Annotated in this window: 18 protein-coding genes; 7 read left to right on the top strand and 11 right to left on the bottom strand. The window is 68.9% G+C overall.

Going from position 1 to position 24493, the window contains the following annotated elements; all coding sequences use genetic code 11:
* Positions 1-68: 68 nt before the first annotated feature.
* The gene (locus tag Q0632_RS13120; RefSeq protein WP_298930506.1) at positions 69-2993 is read left to right on the top strand and encodes a DNA topoisomerase III; all 2925 of its coding nucleotides are present in this window, start codon (positions 69-71) and stop codon (positions 2991-2993) included.
* Positions 2994-3108: 115 nt separating this feature from the next.
* On the opposite strand, the gene Q0632_RS13115 is transcribed toward Q0632_RS13120, so the two are convergent.
* The gene (locus Q0632_RS13115) at positions 3109-3510 is read right to left on the bottom strand and encodes a DUF3703 domain-containing protein (protein WP_298930504.1); all 402 of its coding nucleotides are present in this window, start codon (positions 3508-3510) and stop codon (positions 3109-3111) included.
* A gap of 96 nt (positions 3511-3606) precedes the next feature.
* On the opposite strand from Q0632_RS13115, the gene Q0632_RS13110 reads away from it, so the two are divergent.
* On the top strand, positions 3607-3981 hold the full coding sequence (locus Q0632_RS13110; protein ID WP_298930500.1) for a nuclear transport factor 2 family protein: 375 nt from the start codon (positions 3607-3609) through the stop codon (positions 3979-3981).
* A 47-nt stretch (positions 3982-4028) separates the two neighbouring features.
* Positions 4029-4694 carry a DNA alkylation repair protein gene (locus tag Q0632_RS13105; protein WP_298930497.1) on the top strand — a complete coding sequence of 222 codons (666 nt, stop codon included), beginning with the start codon at positions 4029-4031 and terminating at the stop codon, positions 4692-4694.
* A gap of 45 nt (positions 4695-4739) precedes the next feature.
* Here the strand turns inward: Q0632_RS13105 and Q0632_RS13100 are convergent, their stop codons facing one another.
* The 5 genes from Q0632_RS13100 to tsaB form a co-directional block, all read right to left on the bottom strand.
* Positions 4740-8876 carry a filamentous hemagglutinin N-terminal domain-containing protein gene (locus Q0632_RS13100; RefSeq protein ID WP_298930495.1) on the bottom strand — a complete coding sequence of 1379 codons (4137 nt, stop codon included), beginning with the start codon at positions 8874-8876 and terminating at the stop codon, positions 4740-4742.
* A 200-nt stretch (positions 8877-9076) separates the two neighbouring features.
* Positions 9077-14035 (bottom strand): filamentous hemagglutinin N-terminal domain-containing protein, encoded by a 4959-nt coding sequence (locus tag Q0632_RS13095; RefSeq protein ID WP_298930493.1) that lies wholly within the window; start codon positions 14033-14035, stop codon positions 9077-9079.
* Positions 14036-14191: 156 nt separating this feature from the next.
* A complete protein-coding gene (locus Q0632_RS13090) occupies positions 14192-14986 on the bottom strand; it encodes a uracil-DNA glycosylase (protein WP_298930491.1) in 795 nt (264 codons plus the stop codon).
* Positions 14983-15453 carry a ribosomal protein S18-alanine N-acetyltransferase gene (gene rimI, locus Q0632_RS13085; protein WP_298930489.1) on the bottom strand — a complete coding sequence of 157 codons (471 nt, stop codon included), beginning with the start codon at positions 15451-15453 and terminating at the stop codon, positions 14983-14985. The genes Q0632_RS13090 and rimI overlap by 4 nt, the downstream gene beginning before the upstream one ends.
* Positions 15450-16154 (bottom strand): tRNA (adenosine(37)-N6)-threonylcarbamoyltransferase complex dimerization subunit type 1 TsaB, encoded by a 705-nt coding sequence (gene tsaB, locus Q0632_RS13080; protein ID WP_298930485.1) that lies wholly within the window; start codon positions 16152-16154, stop codon positions 15450-15452. The genes rimI and tsaB overlap by 4 nt, the downstream gene beginning before the upstream one ends.
* Before the next feature lie 47 nt (positions 16155-16201).
* Here tsaB and dacB point away from each other — a divergent pair, with 47 nt between their 5' ends.
* The 3 genes from dacB to Q0632_RS13065 all read left to right on the top strand — a co-directional run bounded on the left by dacB (position 16202) and on the right by Q0632_RS13065 (position 19299).
* On the top strand, positions 16202-17599 hold the full coding sequence (gene dacB / locus Q0632_RS13075; protein WP_298930482.1) for a D-alanyl-D-alanine carboxypeptidase/D-alanyl-D-alanine-endopeptidase: 1398 nt from the start codon (positions 16202-16204) through the stop codon (positions 17597-17599).
* Complete coding sequence (locus Q0632_RS13070; RefSeq protein ID WP_298930479.1) at positions 17596-17862, top strand: SemiSWEET family sugar transporter; 267 nt, start codon at positions 17596-17598, stop codon at positions 17860-17862. Before dacB ends, Q0632_RS13070 begins: the two co-directional genes overlap by 4 nt.
* Positions 17863-17991: 129 nt before the next feature.
* The gene (locus Q0632_RS13065) at positions 17992-19299 is read left to right on the top strand and encodes a lipase family protein (RefSeq protein ID WP_298930476.1); all 1308 of its coding nucleotides are present in this window, start codon (positions 17992-17994) and stop codon (positions 19297-19299) included.
* A gap of 82 nt (positions 19300-19381) precedes the next feature.
* On the opposite strand, the gene Q0632_RS13060 is transcribed toward Q0632_RS13065, so the two are convergent.
* From Q0632_RS13060 to purE, 4 genes are read right to left on the bottom strand one after another with little or no spacing between them, the layout of a single operon-like run.
* A complete protein-coding gene (locus Q0632_RS13060; protein ID WP_298930474.1) occupies positions 19382-20341 on the bottom strand; it encodes an SGNH/GDSL hydrolase family protein in 960 nt (319 codons plus the stop codon).
* Between the two features lie 57 nt (positions 20342-20398).
* Complete coding sequence (locus tag Q0632_RS13055; protein ID WP_298930472.1) at positions 20399-21394, bottom strand: L-threonylcarbamoyladenylate synthase; 996 nt, start codon at positions 21392-21394, stop codon at positions 20399-20401.
* Entirely contained in the window at positions 21394-22557 is a 1164-nt protein-coding gene (locus Q0632_RS13050; RefSeq protein WP_298930470.1) for a 5-(carboxyamino)imidazole ribonucleotide synthase, read from the bottom strand. The genes Q0632_RS13055 and Q0632_RS13050 overlap by 1 nt, the downstream gene beginning before the upstream one ends.
* On the bottom strand, positions 22554-23048 hold the full coding sequence (gene purE / locus Q0632_RS13045; protein WP_298930466.1) for a 5-(carboxyamino)imidazole ribonucleotide mutase: 495 nt from the start codon (positions 23046-23048) through the stop codon (positions 22554-22556). The genes Q0632_RS13050 and purE overlap by 4 nt, the downstream gene beginning before the upstream one ends.
* Before the next feature lie 50 nt (positions 23049-23098).
* Here purE and trxA point away from each other — a divergent pair, with 50 nt between their 5' ends.
* Positions 23099-23998, top strand: a complete 900-nt coding sequence (gene trxA, locus Q0632_RS13040) for a thioredoxin (protein WP_298930465.1) — start codon at positions 23099-23101, stop codon at positions 23996-23998.
* Position 23999: 1 nt separating this feature from the next.
* Here trxA and Q0632_RS13035 read toward each other — a convergent pair whose 3' ends face one another.
* On the bottom strand, positions 24000-24431 hold the full coding sequence (locus tag Q0632_RS13035) for a hypothetical protein (RefSeq protein WP_298930464.1): 432 nt from the start codon (positions 24429-24431) through the stop codon (positions 24000-24002).
* Positions 24432-24493 lie beyond the last annotated feature (62 nt).

The raw sequence follows: 24493 nt of genomic DNA, 5'->3' as shown, positions 1-24493 counted from the left end.
GCATGCGCGGGAAGCGTGGATTGTAGAAACAAAAGGACGGGACGCCGAAAGGCGCCGCGTTTTGAGCTGTGACATCAAAGACTCTGGTAATTGCCGAAAAGCCCTCGGTGGCGCAGGACATCGTGCGCGCCCTCACGCCCGTGGCGGGCAAGTTCGAGAAGCACGACGAGTTCTTCGAGAGCGAGAAATACATCGTCACCAGCGCCGTCGGCCACCTGGTGGAGATCCAGGCGCCCGAGGAGTTCGACGTCAAGCGCGGCAAGTGGAGCTTCGCCCACCTGCCCGTGATCCCGCCGTACTTCGACTTGAAGCCGGTGGACAAGACCAAGACGCGGCTCAACGCGGTGGTCAAGCAGGCCAAGCGCAAGGACGTGGGCGACCTGATCAATGCCTGCGACGCGGGCCGCGAGGGCGAGCTGATCTTCCGTCTGATCGAGCAGTACGCCGGCAGCGAGAAGGCCGGCAAGCACGTGCCGCTGGGCAAGCCGGTCAAGCGCCTGTGGCTGCAGTCGATGACGCCGCAGGCCATCCGCGACGGCTTCGACAGCCTGCGCAGCGACAAGCAGATGATGGGCCTGGCCGACGCGGCGCGCTCGCGCTCCGAGGCCGACTGGCTGGTGGGCATCAACGGCACGCGCGCCATGACGGCCTTCAACTCGCGCGACGGCGGCTTCTTCCTGACCACCGTCGGCCGGGTCCAGACCCCGACCCTGGCGGTGGTGGTCGAGCGCGAGGAACAGATCCGCAAGTTCATCAGCCGCGACTACTGGGAAGTCCACGCCACCTTCCTGGCCGAGGCCGGCGAGTACCAAGCCAAGTGGATCGACACCAAGTGGAAGAAGAATCCGGACGATGCCGAGCTCAAGGCCGACCGCGTCTGGACCCAGAAGGAGGCCCAGGCCGTCGCCGACGCGGTGCGCGGCAAGGCCGCCAGCGTCACCGAGGAGTCCAAGCCGACCACCCAGGCCTCGCCAGCGCTGTTCGACCTGACCTCCCTGCAGCGCGAGGCCAACGGCCGCTTCGGCTATTCGGCCAAGACCACGCTGTCGCTGGCCCAGTCGCTGTACGAGCGCCACAAGGCCTTGACCTACCCGCGAACCGACTCGCGCGCCCTGCCCGAGGACTACCTGCCGGTGGTCAAGGACACCATGCAGATGCTGGCCGACAGCGGCATGAAGCACCTGGCACCCTACGCGAAACAGGCGATTGACGGCGCCTACGTCAAGCCCAGCAAGCGCATCTTCGACAACGCCAAGGTCTCGGACCACTTCGCCATCATCCCCACGCTGCAAGCGCCCAGCGGCCTGTCGGACGCCGAGCAGAAGCTCTACGACCTGGTCGTCAAGCGCTTCCTGTCGGTGTTCTTCCCCAGCGCCGAATCCATGGTGACCACCCGCATCAGCCAGTCGGTTGGCCACAGCTTCAAGACCGAGGGCAAGGTGCTGGTCAAGCCCGGCTGGCTGGCGATCTGGGGCAAGGAGGCCGAGCAGGAGGGCGACGAGAACGCCAAGACCCTGGTGGCCGTCAAGCCCGGCGAGATGGTGCGCGCCGAGGTGGTCGAGCCCAAGGGCCTGAAGACCCGGCCGCCCGCGCGCTACTCCGAAGCCACCCTGCTGGGCGCCATGGAAGGCGCCGGCAAGCTGGTGGAAGACGACGAGCTGCGCGAAGCCATGCAGGAAAAAGGCCTGGGCACGCCAGCGACCCGCGCCGCCACCATCGAAGGCCTGATCAACGAGAAGTACATGCTGCGCGACGGCCGCGAGCTCATCCCCACGGCCAAGGCCTTCCAGCTCATGACGCTGCTGCGCGGCCTGGGCGTGGAAGAACTGTCGCGCCCCGAACTGACCGGCGACTGGGAGTACAAGCTGGCCCAGATGGAGCACGGCAAGCTCTCGCGCGACGCCTTCATGCTGGAGATCGCCGAGATGACCCGGCGCATCGTGATGAAGGCCAAGGAGTACGACCGCGACACCGTGCCGGGCGACTACGCCACCCTGGTCACGCCGTGTCCCAACTGCGGCGGCGTCGTCAAGGAAAACTACCGTCGCTACACCTGCATGGGCAAGAGCGCCGACGGCGCCGACGCCTGCGGCTTCTCCTTCACCAAGATTCCGGCCGGCCGCGCCTTCGAGCTGCACGAGGTCGAGCAGTTCCTGCGCGACAAGAAGGTCGGCCCGCTCGAGGGCTTCCGCTCCAAGGCCGGCTGGCCCTTCACCGCCGAGATCGCCCTGAAGTTCAGCGAGGAAGACAAGAACTGGAAGCTGGAGTTCGACTTCGGCAACGAGGCCGACCCTGCCGAGACCGGCGAAATTGTGGACTTCAGCGCCCAGCAGTCGCTGGGCCCCTGCCCCAAGTGCAAGGCGCGGATCTTCGAGTTCGGCAAGAACTATCTGTGCGAGAAATCGGTGCCCACAGCCGACCAGGCCACGCCCAGCTGCGACTTCAAGACCGGCCAGATCATCCTGCAGCAGCCGGTGGTGCGCGAGCAGATGGAAAAACTGCTGGCCAACGGCAAGACTGACCTGCTGGACAAGTTCGTCTCCATGCGCACGCGCCGGCCCTTCAAGGCCTTCCTGGCCTGGGACGCGGAAGCGGGCAAGGTGAACTTCGAGTTCGAGCCGCGCACCAGCAAGTTCCCGCCGCGCAAAACGGCCGCCGGCAAGGCCGTCCCCGCCAAGGCAGCGGCCAAGAAAGCCCCGGCCGCCAAGAAGGTCGCAGCGGCCAAAAAGGCAGCGGCACCGAAAAAGCCGCGCGCCCCGGGCGCGGGCCTCAAACCCAGCGCCGAACTGGCAGCGGTGATCGGACCGGACAACGTGGCCCGCCCCCAGGTGGTCAAGAAGCTGTGGGACTACATCAAGGCCAACGGCCTGCAGGACGCCAAGGACAAGCGCAGCATCAATGCCGATGCCAAGCTTTTGCCGGTGTTCGGCAAGGACCAGGTCACGATGTTCGAGCTGGCCGGCATCGTCGGCAAGCATCTGTCGGCTCCGTAAACGCTACTCTTTCGATAGCAAATCAGGCCCAGCAGCCGGGGGCTGCAGGCTAATTTGCTTGTAGAAGAAGCTGGCGGAGCAGAACCTCATGCGCTGTTGAAGCCGCGCAGGGAGATCAAGCCGGCTGGTGCTGCAGGCGCTCCAGCTGCGCTTCCAGGGTGGCGATGTCGATCAGCAGCTGAATCGGTTCGGGCGGCGTCATGGGTTCGGTGATGCCGACCGTGGAGCGCCCCAGATTGCCCAGCGGGATGCGGTCCAGCAGATGGCCCAGCGGCAACAGCAGCAAGCGCAGCAGCTGGCCCGCGGCTTCCGGCCAGTCGCGGGTTTCGCGCGCCAGCCCCAGCATGCGGCGGTGGCTGTCCAGGTGCAGGCTGGGGCTGTGCTGGCCCACCACATGGGCGGCCATCAGCCAGGTCCAACGCGCATCCGCGTCCTGCGCTGCAGAGCGCGCATCGGCGAATCCTTGCAACAGCCGCGCGTAAATGGCGCGTCGTTCTTGCGGAGTGATCGAGTGCATACAAAGTTGGTAACACTCGGTCGCAACAAGGTCAAGGCAGGCTTGTTCAGTGGCAAACAAAGCGACGTAACTGGTGCTCTGGTGCATCATCCGCCCATGCCCAGCCCAGCCACCCTCGAAGCCTTCATCGCCCGCGTGGAGAGCAACGCCCACGTCGAGGCCATCGAAGAGTTCTACACCGAGCAGGCCTCGATGCAGGAGAACAACGCGCAGCCGCGCGTGGGCCGCGACACGCTGATGGCCCACGAGGCGAAGGCCCTGGCGCGCGCGGCCTCGGTGCAGTCCAGCTGCGTGCGGCCGGCCCTCCTTAACGGCGACCATGTGGTGCTGCGCTGGGTCTTCGTCTTCACCGGCCACGACGGCAGCACCCGCCGCATCGAGGAGCTGGCCTGGCAGCGCTGGGAAGGCGAGCGCATCGCCCAGGAACAGTTCTTCTACGACCCGGCCCAGTTCAGCCCGCGGCCGGCCTGAAGCCAGAGGCGACGGCAAGGTGCAAGCGCTGCTGGAGCTGATGGCCGATGCAAGCTGACGCCGCCTCCGCCCTGGCCTGGCTCAAATCCCACGCCAGCACCGCCACGCTGGCCGGGATGACCCGCTATGCCATCCCGCAGGAGCATGCGCTGGGCGTGAGCATGGCGGACATGAAGCGCCTGGCCAGGGAGCTGGGCCGCGACCACGCCCTGGCCGCGGCGCTCTGGGACAGCGGCATCTACGAGGCGCGCATGCTCGCCTGCATGGTGGACGAGCCGGCCCTGGTGACGGCCGCGCAGATGGAGCGCTGGTGCAAGGACTTTGACAATTGGGCCATCGTCGACACGGTCTGCTTCAACCTGTTCGACCGCGTGGCGCCGCGCTGGGACAAGCCGGCCGTCTGGGCCGCGAAGAAAGGTGAATTCCACAAGCGCGCCGCCTTCGCCCTGCTGTGGGCGCTGGCGCTGCACGACAAGCAGGCGAGCGATGCGCAATTCCTGGCGGCGCTGCCGCTGCTCGAGGCCGCCGCCACCGACGAACGCAACTTCGTCAAGAAGGCGGTGGCGATGGCGCTGGCTGCGGTGGGCCGGCGCAACGCACAGCTGGCCAAGGCGTCTGTGGCGCTTGCAAGGCGGCTGGCAGCATCGGACGATGCGACGGCGCGCTGGATCGGCAAGGACGCGCTCAAGACACTGGGCCGCGCCAGCCCTTGACGCGCGCCTGCCGCTGGTGAACTGCTGGTGCGCAGCGGCGGGCCCTCAGGGCTTGCACTGGGCGTCGGTGAACGTGATGTCTCCCTGCTTCTTCTCGTCCCTCTGGTCCTGGGATTCTTGCGTCAGCAGGGCCAGGAAGGTCTGTACGTTGTTCAGGTCCTGGGTGACCGCATTGGGCTGCTGCCGCACCACCTCCACCGGGTCCGCCGGATCCATTGGGTCCAGGCTGACGGCCGGCGGCGAAGGGGTGGCCGGTCCCGAGACCGACGGAGGCGGGCCCGACACCGACGGAGGCGGAGGCGACACCGACGGCGGTGGTGGCGCATCGGGGATCGGCGCCGGCGCTCCGGGCGGCGGGGCCGTCACCACCACCACCGGCGGCGGCGATGCCCCGGGCGGTGGTGGCGCCACCGGCGGGGGCGCGTCATTGACCCGCAGCCCCGCAAGCGCGGGAATCTGATTGAACTGGCCGCTGACCGCGCCGGTCGACTGGATCACGTTGAAGGTATCCCCAGGCACCGGCACATAGGGTGGTGGCGGTGCCGGCTCTGTCATCGGCATCTGCAGAGACAGCGGCGGCAAAGGCGGTGGCGGTGGCGACACCAGCCGTTCGGTCAGGGTGGCGAGCAGTTGGCCACCCAGCACCGTCGTGCCCCTGACGATGAGGCGGTCGTAGGGCTCGTTAGGTCCGTCACGGGGACCGGCGATCTCCATCGACAGCGTGCCGCTGGAGGTCTGGATGAAATTTCCTTCGATGGTCAGCGCACCGATGCGCACGTCGATCGGCTGCGGAACAGTTGGCGTCGATGCGATGCCCGGCGACACCGTGCCCGAGTTGGTCAGGTTGGCGTAGACCGTGCCGGAACCCTGGATGGTGCCGAGGTTGGTGAGATTGCCCGGAGAGGGCCCCCCGCTTGCATCGGATGTGTAGCCGACATGCAGGGCCCCACTGACGGTCAGCCGGCCTTCGTTGCTGCTCAGGCTGGGTGTGTAGAGCTCGCCTGTGCGCACATCCACCAGACCCAGGTTCCGGGTGAGATTGACGTTGTAGGCATAGCTGCCGCTGCCCTCGCTGTTGCCGATGTTGAGCGTGCCGCGGTTCTCCACGCCGCCTGAAGGCGTGATGGAGCTCCGGTCGGTCACGGTGATCACACCGCCGTCAGCCTCGTTGACCAGCACGATGGTGCCGCCGATGCTGCCGCCACTGGACACGGCCAGCTGGCTGTTGTTGCCCCACTTCGCGCCATCGAGCAAGAGCGCATTGAAGACCTGGACCGTACCCCCCGTCGCCGACAGGGTGAACACCCCGCCCGCACCCGTGCCGGGCGTCAGGCTCATGGGGGGATCACATGCATCGCAGGATTCGCCCAGCACGCCAGGCAGGCCGCCAGAGGCGAAGAGCAAGCCACCCAGGGCCAGGTTGCCGGCCGTGGCCTTGACCGAGATGTTGCCGCTGTCGCCGCCACTGCTGTCGGCCGAGCTCGCCGAGCGCTTCTCGCCGCCGTCGCCACCATTGGCAATGACGACCAGGTCGGTCAACGACTGATTGCCGACCGTCCCCTTGATGCTGACATCGCCGCCGTTGCCGCCGCGACGCCGCAAGCTGCTGTCCCCGGGGTTCACGGTGGCACCCAGACCACCGTCGCCGCCGCGGGTGGCAATCGTCCCCAGGGAACCGGCCGCGAGGCTGCCGAACTGCAGGCTGACCACACCGCCGGCGCCGCCATTGCCGCCGGCGCCGGTATCGCTGCTGCCGCCGACGCCGCCCAGCGCGGTGATGGGGAAGGCAGCCGAACCGGCGCTGTGGTTGGTAGAGAGCAAGCCGGAGGTGACGACCGTCACATTGCCGGCCTTGCCGCCACGGCCGCCGGCCCACGCAGCACCGTCGTCATAGCCGCTGCCGCCGCTGCCGCCGAAAGTGAAGATGGCACCCGGCCGGATGGCCCCACCGCCGGTGGAATTGATGCTGACATTCCCGCCGTCGCCACCGGCGCCGCCGGCGCTCTCATAGCCTCCGTAACCGCTGTAGCCACTGGTGTTGATGGTCCCGGTGGTGATCGCGCCGGAAGCCGAGGTGACGGTCACATGGCCGCCGTTGGTGCCGATGCTTTCAGAGCTGACGCCCCAGCCGTAGGTGTCGATGTTGCCAACGTTGATGGTGCCGGCCCCGTGGGCTTTCAGGGTGACCGAACCGCTGTGGACCCCGTAGTACCCCGTGCTGATGTTCGTGATGTTCGTGATGTTCGCGCTGCCCAGGATGCTGCCATTGCCTGGGGTGGACCCCACGATGCCCGCCTTGACCGTGATGTCGCCATCGTACGAATGCACGTTGGAAGTGCCCAGGTTGATGTTGCCGCCGGCGCTGATGCTGATGCTGTCGCCAGCCGCAATGCCAGCCACCGGTTCGAGCAGGAAAGGGTTTGACAGACTGCCGATGGACAGGCCGCTCACATTGCGGAAATCCAGAAGACTGGCCACCGAAGCGGCCAGCTTGCCAACCTTGTTGTCCTTGGCCATGGTCACCGCACCTGCCGCGGAAGCCAAGATCAGCTCCGACACCTGGACGATGCCGTTGCTCTGCGTGATGCCATCGGGACCCTTCGCATACAGCAGCAGCTTCCCGCCGGCCGCCGCCCTGCTGGCATTCGCCCAGCCTTTCACATCGGCATTGAGGACGATGCCGTTGCTGGCCTCCAGCGCCAGCGCATTGCCCGATGTCCAGTTCACCGCGTCACTCACAGTGATGCTGCCGCCGGGGGGGCCACCGCTGGTATCCGTCGCGACGACGCGTGTGTGGCCCAAGCCAAGTTGCCGCTCCAGGTCGGACACCATCAGCACGGCGCTGGCCGGGCCACCGCTGAAGTCGTAGCCCACAGCGGGCGGCACCGTCGACGGACCCGCCACCCTGATCTCGATGTCGCTCGGGTCCAGCAGCAAGGTGCCCACAGTGCCATGCGGCGCGCGTAGGTCGGCGAGACCGGTGAATTCGAGGAACTGCTTGCCGGAGACTTCGGCAAAGCCGCCGTTGCCGCCCTGCTCGCCGCCACGCGCCGAGATCTGGCCGCGCATGCGCGTGCCCTCGTCGGACCAGACGATCACCCGGCCACCATCACCCTGCACACCGGCATCGGCACGGATGCTGACACCCTCGCCAACAAAGCTGTGGCTGGCGTTGGGCACGCCGGCATTGGCGCCCTGGTAGTCACCGCCCACACGCACCTGGCCGCCGCCCTGGCTGCCGGAGGCATCGACCACGGCGCTGCCGAACAGCGCCACCCGGCCGCCCAGCAAGTCGACGCTGCCGCCGCGCGTGCCGGCAGTGGCCGTGATGCGGCCATCGACCAGGGTGTCGCCAACCGCCTTGAGCACCACCTTGCCGCCCTCCGCAACGGCGCTGGCCGCTTGCACCAGGCCGCTGTGCTGCAGCTGGCCGGCGAACATGCCAACCGAATCGCCTTGCAGCTTGCCCAGGTTGACGGCACGGTCGGCCGGCGCCTGCACTTCCAGCTGGATGCCTTCCAGGCCGCGGCCGGTGATGCTCACCTTCTGGCCGGCGGCCAGGATGGTGTCACCGCCAATGGCTTGCACCACCGCCGCTGCACCGATCTCCAGCTGGGGCGCGATCAACACGATGTCGCCGCCGCGGGCCACCACCTGGCCTTGCACGCTCAGCGCGCCGGCGGCGCTGCCGTCGCCAAAGCGCAGGCGCCCGGCCAGGGCATCGGCATCGCTCATGCGCAGGGTGGAGGCGGTGAAGCCTGCGGTGTCGACCACCGCGCCAGCGCCCACCGCAATGCCCGAAGGATTGACCAGCACCAACTTGCCATTGGAGCTGAGGGTGCCAAAGATGGCGCTGGGGTTGGTGCCCACCACCCGGTTGATCGAGGTGCTGGCCGCCGAGGGCTGGTTGAACTGCGTGGCGCTGCCCGCGGGCACCGAGAAGGACTGCCAGTTGATCGCCGAGTGGTTGCTGCCGGCGCCGTTTTGCGTCGTGACCACCAGACGGTTGCCCTGCTGGCTCAGGCTGGCCGCACCGTGGATGGCTTGCGCGCCTGTGGGTTGGGCCAGCGCGGCAGTGCTGCCGAAGCACGCGGCAACCGCAACCGCCAACACCAGCGGCTGGAAGCCGGCAACTGCGGGGCTTGCTGCGACGCGCGCAGTGAAGGACAACTCGGTGGACATGGCGAAGGCCCCTGTAACAACTGGCAACTGGGCCGATTTTCCTGCGGTTTGGCCGCGAACGCCATCCCTGAGTCTGTGAAAAAGGACCCAGCCCCCCGGTGTTTGGGGTCACCGGCCCTCCGGCGCCTCAGTTGCTATCAAAAGCGCAGCGCACCACGTCCATTCCACGGGAGCTGGCGGCCTGTTGACCGCCCATCACCTCAGGTCCGGCACTGCACCTCGTTGACGATGACGGCTTCGCCGCTGCCGCCGCGCCCCTTGTCCTTGAAGAAGGCCTGGTCGTCGAGCGCGCGCTGGAACAGGTCCTGGAAGACCAGCACCTGGTTGAGCGGCTCGCGCACTTCTTCTGCGCTCGCCTGCGGCGGGGGCGGCGCGGGTGATGCCGGGGAGGCGGGGGGCGTTGGGCTCGGTGCGGGCGGCGGCGGGCTGGCCGGTGGAGGCGCGGGCGGGGTCGGCTCCGGTGGCGGCGCGGGCGGGGTCGGCGGCGTGGGAGCCGCAGGCGGGGGCGCAGGCGGCGTCGGGCTGGCCGGCGGGGCAGGGGGCGTCGGACCGGGCGCAGGCGCTGATGGCGCCGGCGCCTGCGCGGTCACGATCACGCCGGGCGGGTCGGAGGCAACGGCAAGCGTATAGCCCGTGGGCGCGGAAAGGCCGCCGCTGGCGGAGCCGCCGGTGGCGCTGCGCGTCAAAGGCGTGAAGGAGTCGCCGGCGACGTAGGTGGCGCCCGTCAGCGGTGTGAAATTCAGCACTGTGTTCGGGTCGGTGGTCAGATTGCCGGTGAAGACGATCTTGTCGTAGTTGGCCGTGCTGGCGAGCTCCAGCTCAATGGTGCCGGCCGAGGTGTTGAGGCTGCCGATCAGGTTGAGGGTGCCGACCGCACCGCTGCCGCCCGGACGGATGGTGCCGGTGTTGGTCAGCGTGCCGCCCGCCGAGAGGTCCAGCGTGCCCGTGCCTTCGATCACGCCCGCGTTGGCGAAAGTGGCGGGCGCGGTGACCGCCGCCTTGACCGTCGCGCCGGTGGACAGGTTGATCAATCCGGAGCTGCCGGTCAGCACGTCGGTGCCAAATGCCAGCGTGCCGCTCATGGCGTAGATCTTGCCATCCGTGTGGTTGGCAAAGCTCAGGTCATAGCCGCTGACCAGGCTGGTGCCCGAGCCAGCGGTCTTCTTGAAGTGGCCGTGGTTCTGCACCGAGGTGCCGTTGCTCAGGGCGGTCAGGCCGTTGTCGATCTGGAACTGTACGACCCCGCTGTTGTCCAGAGTGGCGCCGTTGCCATCGAGCTCCAGCGCGCCATTGCCCGAGACGATCAGGTTGCCGGTGTTGCTGAAGGTCTTGGCAATGCGCAGCTTGCCGTCGCTGACCTCGGTCTCCGCCGCACTCACGTCGACATTGAGGATGGCCACACCCGTGCCCGTCTTCTTGAGCTTGCCGCCGGCGCCCGTCAGCAAGGTGGTGCTGCCGCCATAAAGACCTGCGCTGGCGCTGCCGCCGATGTCCAGGATGATGTCGCTGGCCGACTCGAGCTTGAGCACGCCGGTGCCGGCAGATACGCCGGTTTGCAGCGTTAGAGCGCCGCTGCCGGACTTGAGCGAGGCGCCGCTGCCGCTGACACCCCCAGTGGAGGCCAGGGTCAGGGTGCCGGTGCTGGCCACGTCGACGCTGCCGGCGCTGTTGACCGAGCCGCTGATCGTGGTGGCGCCAGTGCTGCGCAGCACCAGATTTCCCGACCCGCTGTTGGAGGCGCCGTTGATGGTGGACAGCACGTTTCCACTGTGGTTCAGTGTCATGCCCCCAGTGGCGCTTGCGGTGAAGCTATTGCTGGCACCGACTTTGATGGCCTGGGTCTGGGACAGGGCGCCGCCGCTGGTCAGCACCACCGAATAGGTGCCGGCATCGATGCCAGCGATGCCATCGACCGTGCTCACCGCCAGGGCATTGGCGCTGCTGACATCGAACAGGCCGCCGTAGCTGCGGCCGCTGAGCTGGGTGATCTGGTTGCCGGCGTTGTTCAAGGTCACCGTGTTCGCGTCGGCGTTCAGCTTGGTGACGGTGAGGCTCGCGGTCTGGCTGATCCCAGGACCCGCATTCTTGTTGATCAGGCTCAGCGACGGTGCGTTGACGAGGTTCACCGCTCCGCCGTTATTGCCGATGCTGATGCCGCCGTTGTAGGTGCTGCCGCCGATCACAAGAGTGCTGGCGGTGATCAGGTTCAGCTCGCTGTTGCTGAGGTTCAGCGCGATGGCCTCGCTGGTGCCGCCCAGCGTGATGGACCGGCTGGTGTTGAACGGCGTGATCATCGTGCGGCCGGTGCCGGCGTTGACGCCCGACAGAATCTCCATCCGGTCGCCCCTCAGCTTGATCTCCCCGCCGCCGCTGGTGATGGACGTGCCGCCGATGTAGACGTCGCGAGCGGACACCGGCGCGGGCGCGGGGACGCCGCTCCCGGTGAGGGTGATGGTGTTGGCCGCGCCCGTCGCGGCCACTGTCCCGGCTTCCAGCAGCAAGGCACCGTTGCCGCTGGCGCTGTTGGCATCCAGCGTGCCGGTGATGACGATGTTGCCGGCCGACGTGATCGTCGGTGCGCCCGGTGGAGGCGGGGCGGTGACGGTCATCTGCACGCCGATGACGTTGGTCGCGGTGGTGGAGGACTGCGCGGTCCCCGTCGCGGTCACGCCCAGCAGGGCCGAAATGTCGGCGCCATTGGTGATGAGCAGCCCGGTGCCGGACGAGCCACCGACGCTGGCGTTGCCGGTGATCGTCACGGAGCCGGCCGGCGCAGCAACCTTACCGGCGATGCGCGCGCCGGTGCCATCGGCGGTGGAAGGGTTGTTCAGCGTTCCCGACAGCGTCACATTGCCGCCCGAACTGGAGACGGTCGATGTCGCATCCTGCCGCAAGCCCACGCTGGTGGCCGAGGCACTGTTCCCGACACGCCCGGTGATGCTGATGTTGCCGGCAGTCGTTACATTGGCCAGCGGCTTGAGCAGCACGCCGCGGGAAATCTGCGCGACGCCGCTGGTCCAGCCCGAATCGCCGGCCAGGGTGATGGCGCCCGTGGTCGAGCTGATGGTGGAGTTCTGTACCAGCAGGCCGGACGCTTCCGAACCCGCGCTGGCGCCGCCGCTGGTGAGGTTGCCCGTGATGCCGATCGCGCCGCTGCCCGAGCCCACGGTTGACTGGCCAGTCTGGTTGACGATCTCGACCGAGTGGTTGTTGTTGGCGCCGCTGGCCGTGATGTTGATGGCACCGCCGCCCGAACTCACCGTGCCCTGCAGCAGCTTGACGCTCTGCACGGACCCGGCGCCATTGATGGAGATCGGGCCGGTGGTGCTTTCCACCCGGCCGGAATAGACCAGCACGCTGCGCCGGTCCATGCTGGGATGGTTGCCGGTGATGTTGATGGCGCCGGCGCCGGCGCTGACCAGGCCATTGATCTCCACGGCCTCGGTCGGCGTGCTGGCGGTGGCCACGCCGGAGATCGCGATCGAGCCGCCGTTGGACTGCAGGGTGGAGCCGCTCTTGAGCAGGATGGAGCCGCCCGTGGAAGACGGCGCGCCCGCGTCGAGCGCGTAACCGGAAGTGAAGTCCAGGTGCAGGGCGCCGCTGGTCGAGCCGATGGTGACGTTGCTGTCCACCTGGATGTTCTCGTGCGCCACCAGACGCAGCGTGGCGGCCCCGCCGGCGCTCTTGCTGATGTTCTCGGCGACGCGGATGCGCGGCTCGTTGGCCCCCGCAATCGTGGTGCCCCCCGAGGTCTGGACGGTGACGTTGGTACCGGCGTTCAGCGCGGTCTGGATGGTCGCGGGCGACAGGTAGGAGGCGCCGCCGGCGTTGGCGCCCGTGTAGGTGTTGGGCGCGGGCGTGGGCGCCGCAGCCGGGCCACCAGTGCCGATCACGATCTCCTGCGGGTCCAGCAGCCACTGGCCGCCCAGCCATCCGGCCGCGCGGGCGTTGGCCTGCGGCGCGACCGTCACGTCCAGGTACTGCTTGCCCGAGGTCTCGACCTGGCCGCCGTTGCCGGAATCGACGCCGCCACGGGCGCTGATGGCCGCCTGGCTGCGCGTGGCGCCATCGGACCACAGCACGACCGTGCCGCCATCGCCGCTCGCCGTGGCATCGGCGCTGATGCTGGAGCCCGCTTCAGCCGTGGTCTGCTGCGCATTGGCCACGCGCCCGTCCTTGCCCTGCCAGCCACCACCCACCAACACCTCACCGCCGCCATTGGCGCCGCTGGCATCGATCACCGCACCGCTGCGCAGCATGACCTTGTTGGCCGTGGCATGGACTTGGCCGCCTGTCGTTCCCTTGCTGGCCGTGATGCGGCCGGCGATATCGGCCGCATCCTGGGCCTTGAGCACAACCTTTCCGCCCTCGGCACTGACCGCGTTAGCGCTGGCCAGGCCGGAGTGCTTCAAGGTCCCGGCAAAGATGCCCACGGCATCGCCCGAGAGCGTGCCCAGGTTCACGGCGCTGTCGCCAGGCGCCTGCACTTCCAGCTGGATGCCTTCCAGGCCGCGGCCGGTGATGTGGACCTTTTGGCCGGCCGCCAGCACGGTGGCGCCGTTGGGGCTTTGCAGCAAGGCGCTGGCCGTGGTCTCGATGCTCGGGGCGACCAGCACCACGTCGCCGCTGCGCGCCAGAACCTGGCCGGCCACATTCAATGCACCGCCGCCGCCTTCAAAGCGCAGGCGGCCTGCCAGGGCATCGGCATCGTTCATGCGCAGGGTCGATGCCGTGAAGCCCGCGGTATCGACCACCGCGCCGGCGCCCACGGCAATGCCCGAGGGGTTGACCAGCACCAGGCGCCCGTTGGAGCTGAGGGTGCCAAAAATGGCGCTGGGGTTGGACCCCAGCACCCGGTTGATCGAGGTGCTGGCCGCCGATGGCTGGTTGAACTGGGTGGCGCTGCCCGCGGGCACCGAGAAGGACTGCCAGTTGATCGCCGAGTGGTTCGTTCCCGCGCCGTTTTGCGTCGTGACCACCAGACGGTTGCCCTGCTGGCTCAGGCTGGCCGCGCCGTGGATGGCTTGCGCGCCTGTGGGTTGGGCCATGGCAGGCATGGCGGCAAAAGCGGCCGCCACAGCCAGCGCCGCACCAGCCGGGCGAAAGCCCGCGACGGCGGGGCTGTTGGCGGGCAGGCGAAGAGATTTTTTGTGCGTCATGCTGCGGGACTGGAGGTTCGCGGCAGCTTGCAGGAACGCCAGACCGGCCACGGAAATGCATTGAAAGTAGCACAGGGCCGCGGCGCCTCGCAATCCTCGCAGTGCGTCTTCAGGCGCCCAGGTGCGCAATAAGCCCGGAAATGCCCCAGCCCCGTGTCACTGGGGCGTCATCTTGTCCAGAACGGACTGCGCCAGGCACAGGTCGGCCCAGGCCCTGGCCTTGTCTGGCAGGTTGCGCAGCAGGTAGGCCGGGTGGTAGCTCACCACCACCGGCACGCCGTTGTACTGGTGGACTCGCCCGCGCAGCTTGCCGATCGGCTCGGTCGTCTGCAGCAGCGACTGCACGGCAAAGCGGCCCAGGGCCAGGATGATTTTCGGCTGCAGCAACTCCACCTGGCGGCGCAGGAAGGGCTCGCATTGCGCCACCTCCTGTGGCTCGGGGTTGCGGTTGCCGGGCGGGCGGCACTTGAGCACGTTGGTGATGTAGACCTTGTTGTGGCGGTCCAGCGCCAGCGCGCGCAGCATGTTGTCCAGCAGCTTGCCGGCCTGGCCGACAAAGGGCTCGCCCTGCAGGTCCTCGTTCTCGCCCGGCGCCTCACCGACGATCAGCCAGTCGGCCTGCTGGTCGCCTACGCCAAAGACCGTGTTGCGCCGGCCCTGGCACAGGCCGCAGGCGCGGCAACCGGCAACGGCCTCGGTCAGCGCCTCCCAGCCCATGGCCTCGATGCCGGCCGGCCGGTCGCCCTGGACCGCGGGCGCCCTGGCCACGGGCTGGGCTGGCATTTGAGGGACGAATGGGGCCGATTCCCGGATGGGACGGACCTGGTCAGCTATCTTTTCAGGAGCGGCCCGGGTTTGCGGCGCGGCCTGGACAGCCTCCGGCGGCTGCCAGATCTTCAGACCCATCTCTTCCAGCATCGCCAGCCGGCGCGCATCAAGCTGCAGGCTCATAGCTTGAGGCTCATGACCACCGCGTCCTCGCGCCGGCCCTGGGCTGCGGGGTAGTAGTTCTTGCGCTCACCCACCCGGCGGTAGCCGTGACGCTCGTAGATCTGCTGGGCGCGCTGGTTGCCGGCGCGCACCTCCAGCCACAGCCACTGCGCGCCCTGGCCGCGCGCCCACACCGCCAGTGCATCGAGCATGACGCGGCCCCAGCCCTGGCCGTGGTGCGCGGGCGCCACCGTGATGTTGAGAAGGTGGACCTCGTCCACGCCCTGCATGGCCACGAAGTAGCCCAGCACGGTGTCGGCCGCATGCAGCACCTGGGCCTGGTAGCCGGCGCGCAGCGAATCAGTGAAGTTGCCGCGTGTCCAGGGGTGCTCGTAGGCGAGCTGCTCGATCGCCAGCACCGCTTCCAGCCGGCTTTCAGACAGCGGCTCGAACTGCGCTTCGATGGAGGTGTGGAGGACGGCGCTCATGGGGGACCGGCGGCAAGGGCGCGCGCATCGGCGCGTTCCTGGGTGGTTTGCGCCACTTTATCGCGGATGTACAGGGGCAGGGCGCCGGCGGCATCCACAGCCCGGCCCGCGGCCAGCAGCGCCGGCGCCAGCGCCAGAAGGGCGGCGGCCGTGGGCAGGGCCTCGATCCGGTCGGCGGCGGCCGGCAGCCGGTCGCCGTAAGCCTTGAAGGCATTGCCGGCCAGGACCCAGCCTGGCGGGACCTCCAGCGCCTCGGGCCGGCCCAGGCGGAACTCGCCCTGCTGGCGCCAGACGCCGTCGCCGAAGGCATAGGCCGCCGAATAGACCTCGTCCATGCGTGCGTCCAGCAAGGCCACGACCTGGGTGGCGCCCTGCTGGATGCGGGCCTGCTCGGCCAGCGCCATCAGCGTGTCCACCGGCAGCACGGGCACATTCGCGCCGAAGGCCAGGCCCTGGGCCACCGAGCAGGCCGTGCGCAGGCCGGTGAACGAGCCCGGCCCGCGGCCAAAGACGATGGCGTCCAGCGCCTGCAGCCGCAGGCCGGCGCGGCGCAACAGGTCCTGCACGGCAGGGATCAGCGTGGCAGACGCCTGGGCCCCGCCGGGGCCGCTGTGTTCCAGCCGCTCCAGGCGGCCGCCGGCCTCCCAGCCCACGGCGATGGACAGGGCCTCGGTGCTGGTATCGAAGGCAAGGAGTTTCAAAGGTGGCAATCCGGCAAGCCCTGATTATCGAGGCTGATAATTGCCCCATGCTCCTGCCCTCCCGCCTGGCCCTGTGGCTGGCCCTGCTGTCCACCGGTTCCACGCTTGCGCAGGGCCTGCCTGCCGAAGCCGAAGCGGCGCTGGCGCGCGCCAGACTGCCGGCCAGCGCCATCACCGTGCTGGTGGTGGATGCCGACGGCAAGGCCGCGCCTCGGCTTGCCCACCGCACCGGCGTGCCGGTCAATCCGGCCTCGGTGGCCAAGCTGGCCACCACCATCGCCGCGCTCGACCTGCTGGGCCCGGCCTTCGCCTGGTCCACCCCGGTCTATGTGGATGGACCGGTGCAAGGCGGCACGCTGCAGGGCAACCTCTACATCCGCGGCCAGGGCGACCCCAAGCTGGTGGTTGAGCGCCTGTGGCTGCTGCTGCGCCGGGTGCAGGGCCTGGGCATCCGCGCCATCGCCGGCGACATCGTCCTGGACCACAGCGCCTTCGAGACCGTGGCGCAGGACCCGGGAGCCTTCGACGGCGAGCCGCTGCGGCCCTACAACGCCGCGCCCGACGCCCTGCTGCTCAATTTCAAGTCCATCGTCATGACCTTCAGCCCCGACCGCAACGGCCAGGCGGCGGTCCATGTGGAGCCGCCGCTGGCCGGGGTGCAGCTGCCCGCCAGCGTGGCCACCGCGGCCGGCGACTGCGGCGACTGGCGCGCCGCCCTCAAGGCCGACTTCAGCGACCCGCTGCGCATCCGCCTGGCCGGCGCCTACCCGCAGTCCTGCGGCGAGCGCAGCTGGCCCGTGGCCTACGCCGACCCGCGCGGCTATGCGGCCCGCGCCGTGGCTGGCCTGTGGCTGGACATGGGCGGCAAGCTGGCCGGCCAGGTGCGCGACGGCCGGGTGCCGGCCCAGCTCAAGCCAGCCTTCGAAGTGCAGTCACCCACGCTCACGGAGGTCGTGCGCGACATCAACAAGTTCAGCAACAACGTGATGGCCCAGCAGCTGTTCCTCACGCTCAGCCTGCAGCGCAAGGGCAGCGGCACGCTGGAAGGCTCGCGCGAGCTGCTGCGCCAGTGGTGGCGCGAGCGCCTGGACGCCGAACCGCCGGTGTTCGACAACGGCTCGGGCCTGTCGCGCGAGGAGCGCATCACGGCGGCGCAACTGGCGCGCCTGCTGCAGTACGCCTGGGCCTCGCCGCTGATGCCCGAGCTGGTGTCTTCGCTGCCGATCTCGGGCACCGACGGCACGCTGCGCCGCACCCGCGGCACCGTGGCGGGCCGGGCCCACCTGAAGACCGGCAGCCTGCGCGACGTCTCGGGCGTGGCCGGCTATGTGGACGGCGCCAGCGGCCGGCGCTATGTGCTGGTGGCCATCGCCAACCATGCCAATGCCAGCGGCCTGCGGCCGGTGATCGAAGCCATGATCGACTGGACGGCACGCGACCAATGACAGCATTGAGCAACTGGCCCGAGTGGATCGGCTATCTCGCCGCCATGCTGACCACCGCCAGCTTCGTGCCGCAGGCCTGGCTGACTTTTCGCAGCCGCGACGTCAGCGGCATCTCGCTGGGCATGTACTCGGTCTTCACCGTCGGTGTCGCGCTGTGGCTGGTCTATGGCCTGCTGCTGTCGGCCTGGCCCATCGTCGCGGCCAATGCCGTCACCCTGGCGCTGGCCCTGGCCATCCTGGGCATGAAGCTGCGCTACCGCTGAGCTTGCGCTGGGTCGCCAAGGCGACCCAGCGCGGGAAAACCCCTGGGCGCGCGACCCCCGCTCCAGCGCCGCATCGCTACGATGATTTCTCCAAAAAAGAACGTTCGTTCTATTCCAAAGGAGACAAGCATGCGCAGACAGACCCGGCCTCTCACAGTGGTGGCGGCAGCAGCCTTGTTGGCGGCCTGCGGCGGCGGTGGCGGCGACGAGATCGCCCGCGGCGTGCTGCTGGAGGCGCCCCAGGCCCTGACCACCATGACCGCGGCCCAGCTCGATGCGAGCACCGCGTCCACTGGCCTGCAGGCGCTCACGGGCAAGGCCAAATGCGACGTGCGCGTGAGCGCGCTCAATTACCAGACCATCGGCGTCCATGGCGAGAGGACCAATGCCTCGGGCGTGCTGCTGCTGCCGGTGGGCGCCTGCGCCGCCACCGCGGCGCCGCTGCTCGCCTATGCCAAAGGCACGGACGTCCAGAAGCCCCGCACCCTGGCCAATCCGGCCGACAGCGAGACCTTCCTGCTGGCGGCCATGTACGCGGCCCAGGGCTATGCGGTGGTGGCCTCCGACTACCTGGGCTTCGCCAGGTCCAGCTATGCCTACCACCCCTACCTGCATGCCGACTCCGAGGCCAGCGTGGTGATCGACTCGCTGCGCGCCGCCCGCAGCGCGGCCGCCATCCAGAGCGCTCCGCTGTCGGGCAAGGTGATGGTCACCGGCTATTCGCAGGGCGGCCACGCGTCGGCGGCCGCGCACCGCGCCATCGAGCGCGACAACGCCGGGGAGTTCAATCTGGTGGCCGGTGCCCACCTGGCCGGGCCCTACAACCTGTCAGGCTCGTTCAAGCTCCCCGCGGCCATCGCCGGCTACCAGTTCTTCGTGCCCTACATCGTCACCTCGTACCAGAAGATCTACGGCGGCATCTACGCCAGCGTGGCCCAGGCCTTCAAGGCGCCTTATGCCGCCGGCATCGAGAACCTGCTGCCCAGCCCCACGCTCAATTACACGACCCTGGTCACTTCAGGCGCCCTGCCCGGTGGCACGCCCGACCAGGCGCGCGACGCGCTGTTCCAGGCGGCTTTCATCGCCGACAGCCAGACCAACCCGAACAACGCCCTGTACCAGGCTGCGCAGAAGAACGACCTGCTGGCCTGGAACCCGAAGGCGCGCACCCTGCTGTGCGGCGGCGCGGGCGATCCGACGGTGCCGCCGGCAGTGCACATGAACGTGGCCCAGGCGGGCTTTGCCAGCCGCGGCCTGGGCAATGTCAGCTCGGTCGATGTCGACACTATGATCCGCGCCACCTACGGCATCAACGGCCAGGCGCCCACCGACCCCAGCAGCGCAGCCTTCGCCACCTACTACGGCGCCTACCACGGCAGCTATGAGCCGCCCTTCTGCCACGCCGCCGCCCGCGCCGTCTTCGACGCGGCGAAGTGATCCCTGCGGCACAGCCGCCCTAAACGGACAAGGGCCCCTCGGGGCCCTTGTTTTGTCTGGAACGTAGTGGTTCCGTAGCGGATTACCAGCGCTTGCGCACCTGCTGGAATGCGTAGTCGCCAAACAAGCGCGCGCCAACCGGGCTCAGATAGAGGGCGTCGGCAAACAGATAGCGGCCAGGGTCAATGCCGGGCAGCAAGGTGTTGTTGTTGCACAGCGCGGAGTTGACCTGGCCGTTGCCGATGCCGATGCCCGGGCCGGGGTCGGCCGAGATGCAGGCGATGGAGCCCACATTGTCCAGGCTGTACGAGCCGGGCGAGGAGGTCACCAGGTTCAGGTACAGCGCGGCGTCCACGTACAGCACGTTGGCGCCGAGGTCGACGATGGAGATCAGCATCTGGTCATTGAAGCGCTGGCTGCCGTGGTCCAGCGCCGAGCCCTGGCCCGTCTGCGCAGCCAGGGGCGAGCGGCTCAGGTTGTAGGTGCCGGCCACGACGACGTGCTTGGCGCCGGCCTGCACCAGGCGGCGCACCTGCGCGCCCAGGTCGCGGCCGGCCTGGCCGACATTGGCCAGCATCTGGTCGCTGGACTGGGCACCGGACCTGACCAGCATGAACTCGGTGACGATGTCGGCGATGCCGGCGCCGACGATGATCATGTCGTCCGCGCCGATGGTCTGGCTGGCCAGAAAGGTGTCGACCTGTTCCTTGACCGTCGGCGTGCTGCTCTTGCCGGCGGCATCGGGCTTGGCGCTCACGCGGGCATTGCCCACTGCGTACGACAAGCCGCCTGCGGAAGCGGGCCGCAGTGGACGGGCATAGGCCGAGGCCAGGTACTCCGACCAGACGTTGACCGTGCCGTCATTGATGGAGTAGCGGCTGCCGGACTGGCCGACGTCGCTGAAGCCGTCGCCAAAACCGATGATGCGTGTCGGGGTCAGCTGCGACACCACGTCGTCGCCGCCGCCGCCGCAGGACGCCAGCAGCGCCGACGAAGCGCACATCGCCAGCACGAGGGCGCGGCGCAACCGGTTGAAAGCCATGAAGATCTCCAGAATTAGCTTGCAGGTAGTTTAACGAGGGGCTGGCCGCGGCCAGGCTCAGCCGGCCGCAGCCCGCTGCAGGCGGTCGCGCACGCCTTCCCACTCGGGCGTGTCCGGCGGCGTCTCCACCCAGATCAGCCGCATGCTCTGGACATCGAAGTCGCGCAGCACGGCGAACAGCTGGCGGGCAGTTTCCGCCGCGTCGTCGGGCATGCGCCGGCGCACGATGGCGGGCGAGCGCGACTGCAGGATGGCGCGCGAATAGGTGGCGATGCCGGCCGCCTCGGCGCCCAGCAGGTCCAGCGCGGTCTGCAACGCCTTCGCGTCCATCAGCCGCACTTTGGCGTTGGGCGCGTAGTGCGACTCCAGCGTGCCCGAGGCGCGCGGCGCCTGGCCAGCGAGCTCGCCCGGCGCGCGCAGGCGCTGGCCGCAGGCGGCCTCGACCTGGTCGCGCGTGAGCACGCCGGGGCGCAGCAGCACCGGCACACCGCGCGTGCAGTCGACGATGGTCGACTCGATCCCCACTTCGCAGGCGCCGCCATCGATCACCGGCAGCTCCGGGCCGAACTCGGACTGCACGTGGGCAGCGGTGGTGGGGCTGACCCGGCCGAAGCGGTTGGCGCTGGGCGCGGCCAGGCCGCGCACCGGCGGCTGGGCCGCGGCGCAGGCGCGCAGCAGGGCCTGGGCGACCGGATGGGAGGGGCAACGCAGGCCGACCGAGGCCTGGCCGCCGGCGGCGGCCGCCGCCATGCCATCCCGCCGCGGCAGGATGAGCGTGAGCGGGCCGGGCCAGAAGGCCTGCATCAGGCGGCCAGCGAAATCGGGCACATCGGATGCAAACAGCGATGCCGCCGCGGCTTCGTGCACATGGACGATCAGCGGATGGTCGCTGGGCCGGCCCTTGGCGGCAAAGATCTTCGCCACCGCCGTGTCGCTGGCGGCGTCCGCCCCCAGGCCATAGACCGTCTCGGTCGGGAAAGCCACCAGACCGCCCTCGGTCAGCAGGCGCACGGCCTCGTCGATGGCGGCGGGAGACCGGCCGTCCAACACCATCAGAAAGGCTCGATGCCCAGCAGGGCGCAGGCTTGCAGCGCCGTGGCGCGCACGGCCTCGATGCTGGCACCGGTGATGTTCAGGTGGCCCATCTTGCGGCCCCTGGGGGCGCGCAGCTTGCCATACAGGTGCAGGTGGGTGCCGGGCAGGGCCAGCACCTGGTCCCAGGGCGGTGTCACCTCCACATCACCATGGCGCAACCACAGATCGCCCAGCAGATTGAGCATGATGGCCGGGCTGTGCTGGCGCGGCTGCACCAGGGGCAGGCCTGCCAGGGTGCGCACCTGCAGGTCGAACTGCGACACATCGCTGCCGTCCATGCTCCAGTGGCCGCTGTTGTGCGGCCGGGGCGCCATTTCGTTGACCACCAGCGCGCCGTCGGCCAGGACAAAGAATTCCACGCACAGCACGCCCACATAGTCCAGGCCTTGCGCTATGGATTTAGTAGCGTCTATCGCCTGTTTGGCGCGCTCTGGCGGCAGATTTCCCTCGAACACCTCGGTGACGGCAAGGATGCCGTCACGGTGCTGGTTCAGCTGCGCCGGCAGATGCACCATGGCGCCGTCAGCGCCCCGCGCCACCAGCACCGAGCATTCGGCCGCCAGCGGCAGCATTTTTTCCAGCACGCAGGCCACCTGGCCGGTGGCCTCCCAGGCCCGGGCCAGCTCCTCGCGCGTCTTGACGCGCTGCTGGCCCTTGCCGTCGTAGCCCAGCCGGCTGGTCTTGAGGATGCCGGGCAGCAGGTCCGGCGGCACATCGGCCAGCTGCTGCGCCGACTCGATCAGCGCATAGGGCGCGCAGGCCACGCCGCAGCGGCCGAAGTGGGCCTTTTCCTGGGCCCGGTCCTGGGCGATGGCCACGGCATCCGCGCCGGGGGCGACCGGGCGGCGCTGGGCCAGGGCGGCCAGGGCCGGCGCCGGCACGTTCTCGAACTCGGTGGTGATGGCGGCAGCCACCTGGGCCAGTTGGTCCAGGCCCTGCGGGTCGAGGTAGGCGGTGCGGATGTGGTGGTGGCTGACGCGGCCGGCGGGACTGGCCTCGTCCGGGTCCAGCACCGCCGTGAAGTAGCCCATTTGCTGGGCGGCGTGGACGAACATGCGGCCCAGCTGGCCGCCGCCCATGACGCCCAAAGTGGCGCCCGGTGGAATGGCGGTCAGGCTCATGCTGTGGGCGGCAGGGTCATGTTGCGGGCGGTTTCGGTCTGCTTGGCGCGGAAGGCCTCCAGCCGGGCCCGCAGCTCGGGGTTTTCATTGGCCAGCAGGGCGACGGCAAACAGGGCCGCATTGGCTGCGCCGGCCGTGCCGATGGCGAAGGTGGCGACCGGAATGCCCTTGGGCATCTGCACGATGCTGTGCAGCGAATCCACGCCCTGCAGGTGGCGGCTGGCCACTGGCACGCCCAGCACCGGCACCGTGGTCTTGGCCGCCAGCATGCCCGGCAGATGGGCCGCGCCGCCGGCGCCGGCGATGATGGCCTTGAGGCCCCGGCCGGCCGCCGCCTGGGCATAGGCGAACATTTCGTCGGGCATGCGGTGCGCCGAGACGACCTTGGCCTCGTGGGGGATGCCGAATTCCTGGAGAATGTCCACCGCATGCTGCATGGTGTCCCAGTCACTGCTGGACCCCATCACAACGCCAACCTGTATCGCGCTCATTGCCGCTCCCAAAGGTTGAATTTTAAGGTTTCACGCGAAAGCTTTCCCGAATGATGGACGTCACCCTAGAGAACTTCGAAACCGAGGTCATCGCCGCCTCGCAGACCGTGCCCGTGCTGGTCGACTTCTGGGCGCCCTGGTGCGGGCCCTGCAAGGTGATCGGCCCGCTGCTGGAAAAGCTCGAGACCGAGTATGGCGGCCGCTTCAAGCTGGTGAAGATCGACTCCGACCAGGAGCAGCAGTTGGCCGCCGCCTTCGGCGTGCGCAGCATTCCCACCTGCATCCTGCTGGTCAACGGCCAGCCGGTGGACGGCTTCATGGGTGCCCAGCCCGAGGGCAAGCTCAAGGAATTCCTGGACAAACACCTGCCGCCGGCCGCCGAGCCGCAGGAAGAAGAAGCCATTAAGGAAGAGCCCGCTCCGCTGGACGCCGCCGGCCAGCTGCAGCAGCTGCAGGACAAGCTCGCTGCCAGCCCCGACGACGACGACGCGCGCTTCGATTACGTCAAGGCCCTGTTGCTGTCCGGCCAGGACGATGCCGCCAAGGTGGCTTTCGCCCCGGTGATCGCCAAGGCCGTCGGCGTGCGCCGGCTGGACTCGCTGCAGCGCCTGATGAATGCTATGGATTTCGCAGCAGAGCAGGCAGATTTGACGGGGTCCACAGCCAAATTCGATGCCCAGATCGGGGCCAACAAGCGGGATTTCGTGGCGCGCTTCGCCAAGGCCCAGTTGCTGGCGGCGCAGCAGCGCTGGACCGAGGCCATGGACGAATTGCTGGAAATCCTGATGCGCGACAAGGCCTGGGACGAGGACCTGGCGCGCAAGACCTACATCGCCATCCTGGACATCATGGAGCCGCCCAAGCCCAAGGTGGCGGAAGGCCAGATTCCGCCGGACGATCCGACGGTGGCCAGCTACCGTCGCCGCCTGTCCAGCGTGATTCTGAGCTGAGTTAGCGCGTCAGCAGCGTCACCCGCTCGGCCGGCGCGCTGATCCGCAGCTCCACCAGCTCGCCGCCGCGGCGCAGCTTGGGAAAGCTCACAGCCTGCACCGCCACAACGCCCGGGCCGACGGCCGGCACGGCAGCCTTGGGGCCGGGGCTGTCCGGGCCAAGGACCAGCTCCTTGCTGCCATCGCACTGGGACAACAGGGCCGGCGCCGACAGCCTGGCCTGCTTGACCGAGGCCAGAGCAGCCTTGTCGGCCGAGGCGATGGCCTTGCCATCCTGGCCCAGCAACTCCACGCCCTGCATTCGCGGCGCCCAGCCGGTATCGCCCAGGCGGCCGGCCAGGATGCAGCTGCCTTCACTGGCGCTCTGCGCGAAGGCGGGGACGGAAGCGGCCAGCGCGAGCGCGCAGGCCAGGGCGGTGTGGATGCGGTTCATGAACGAGCTCCTGGGGATGGAGCGCCCAGCATAGGCCGATGCGCGGCGGCGTGGGGTCCACG

The sequence above is a fragment of the uncultured Ramlibacter sp. genome, from assembly GCF_936925435.1.
Taxonomy (GTDB): Bacteria; Pseudomonadota; Gammaproteobacteria; order Burkholderiales; family Burkholderiaceae_C; genus Ramlibacter.
Note: the sequence above shows the minus strand (reverse complement) of the source record. Positions and strands in the feature narration are given on the sequence as shown.

Coding starts and splice junctions, on each gene's coding strand:
- Q0632_RS13115 (WP_298930504.1), bottom strand. CDS start 3,510: ATGCACTCGATCACTCCGCAAGAACGACGCGCCATTTACGCGCGGCTG.
- Q0632_RS13110 (WP_298930500.1), top strand. CDS start 3,607: ATGCCCAGCCCAGCCACCCTCGAAGCCTTCATCGCCCGCGTGGAGAGC.
- Q0632_RS13105 (WP_298930497.1), top strand. CDS start 4,029: ATGCAAGCTGACGCCGCCTCCGCCCTGGCCTGGCTCAAATCCCACGCC.
- Q0632_RS13100 (WP_298930495.1), bottom strand. CDS start 8,876: ATGTCCACCGAGTTGTCCTTCACTGCGCGCGTCGCAGCAAGCCCCGCA.
- Q0632_RS13095 (WP_298930493.1), bottom strand. CDS start 14,035: ATGACGCACAAAAAATCTCTTCGCCTGCCCGCCAACAGCCCCGCCGTC.
- Q0632_RS13090 (WP_298930491.1), bottom strand. CDS start 14,986: ATGAGCCTGCAGCTTGATGCGCGCCGGCTGGCGATGCTGGAAGAGATG.
- rimI (WP_298930489.1), bottom strand. CDS start 15,453: ATGAGCGCCGTCCTCCACACCTCCATCGAAGCGCAGTTCGAGCCGCTG.
- dacB (WP_298930482.1), top strand. CDS start 16,202: ATGCTCCTGCCCTCCCGCCTGGCCCTGTGGCTGGCCCTGCTGTCCACC.
- Q0632_RS13070 (WP_298930479.1), top strand. CDS start 17,596: ATGACAGCATTGAGCAACTGGCCCGAGTGGATCGGCTATCTCGCCGCC.
- Q0632_RS13065 (WP_298930476.1), top strand. CDS start 17,992: ATGCGCAGACAGACCCGGCCTCTCACAGTGGTGGCGGCAGCAGCCTTG.
- Q0632_RS13060 (WP_298930474.1), bottom strand. CDS start 20,341: ATGGCTTTCAACCGGTTGCGCCGCGCCCTCGTGCTGGCGATGTGCGCT.
- Q0632_RS13055 (WP_298930472.1), bottom strand. CDS start 21,394: ATGGTGTTGGACGGCCGGTCTCCCGCCGCCATCGACGAGGCCGTGCGC.
- Q0632_RS13050 (WP_298930470.1), bottom strand. CDS start 22,557: ATGAGCCTGACCGCCATTCCACCGGGCGCCACTTTGGGCGTCATGGGC.
- purE (WP_298930466.1), bottom strand. CDS start 23,048: ATGAGCGCGATACAGGTTGGCGTTGTGATGGGGTCCAGCAGTGACTGG.
- trxA (WP_298930465.1), top strand. CDS start 23,099: ATGATGGACGTCACCCTAGAGAACTTCGAAACCGAGGTCATCGCCGCC.
- Q0632_RS13035 (WP_298930464.1), bottom strand. CDS start 24,431: ATGAACCGCATCCACACCGCCCTGGCCTGCGCGCTCGCGCTGGCCGCT.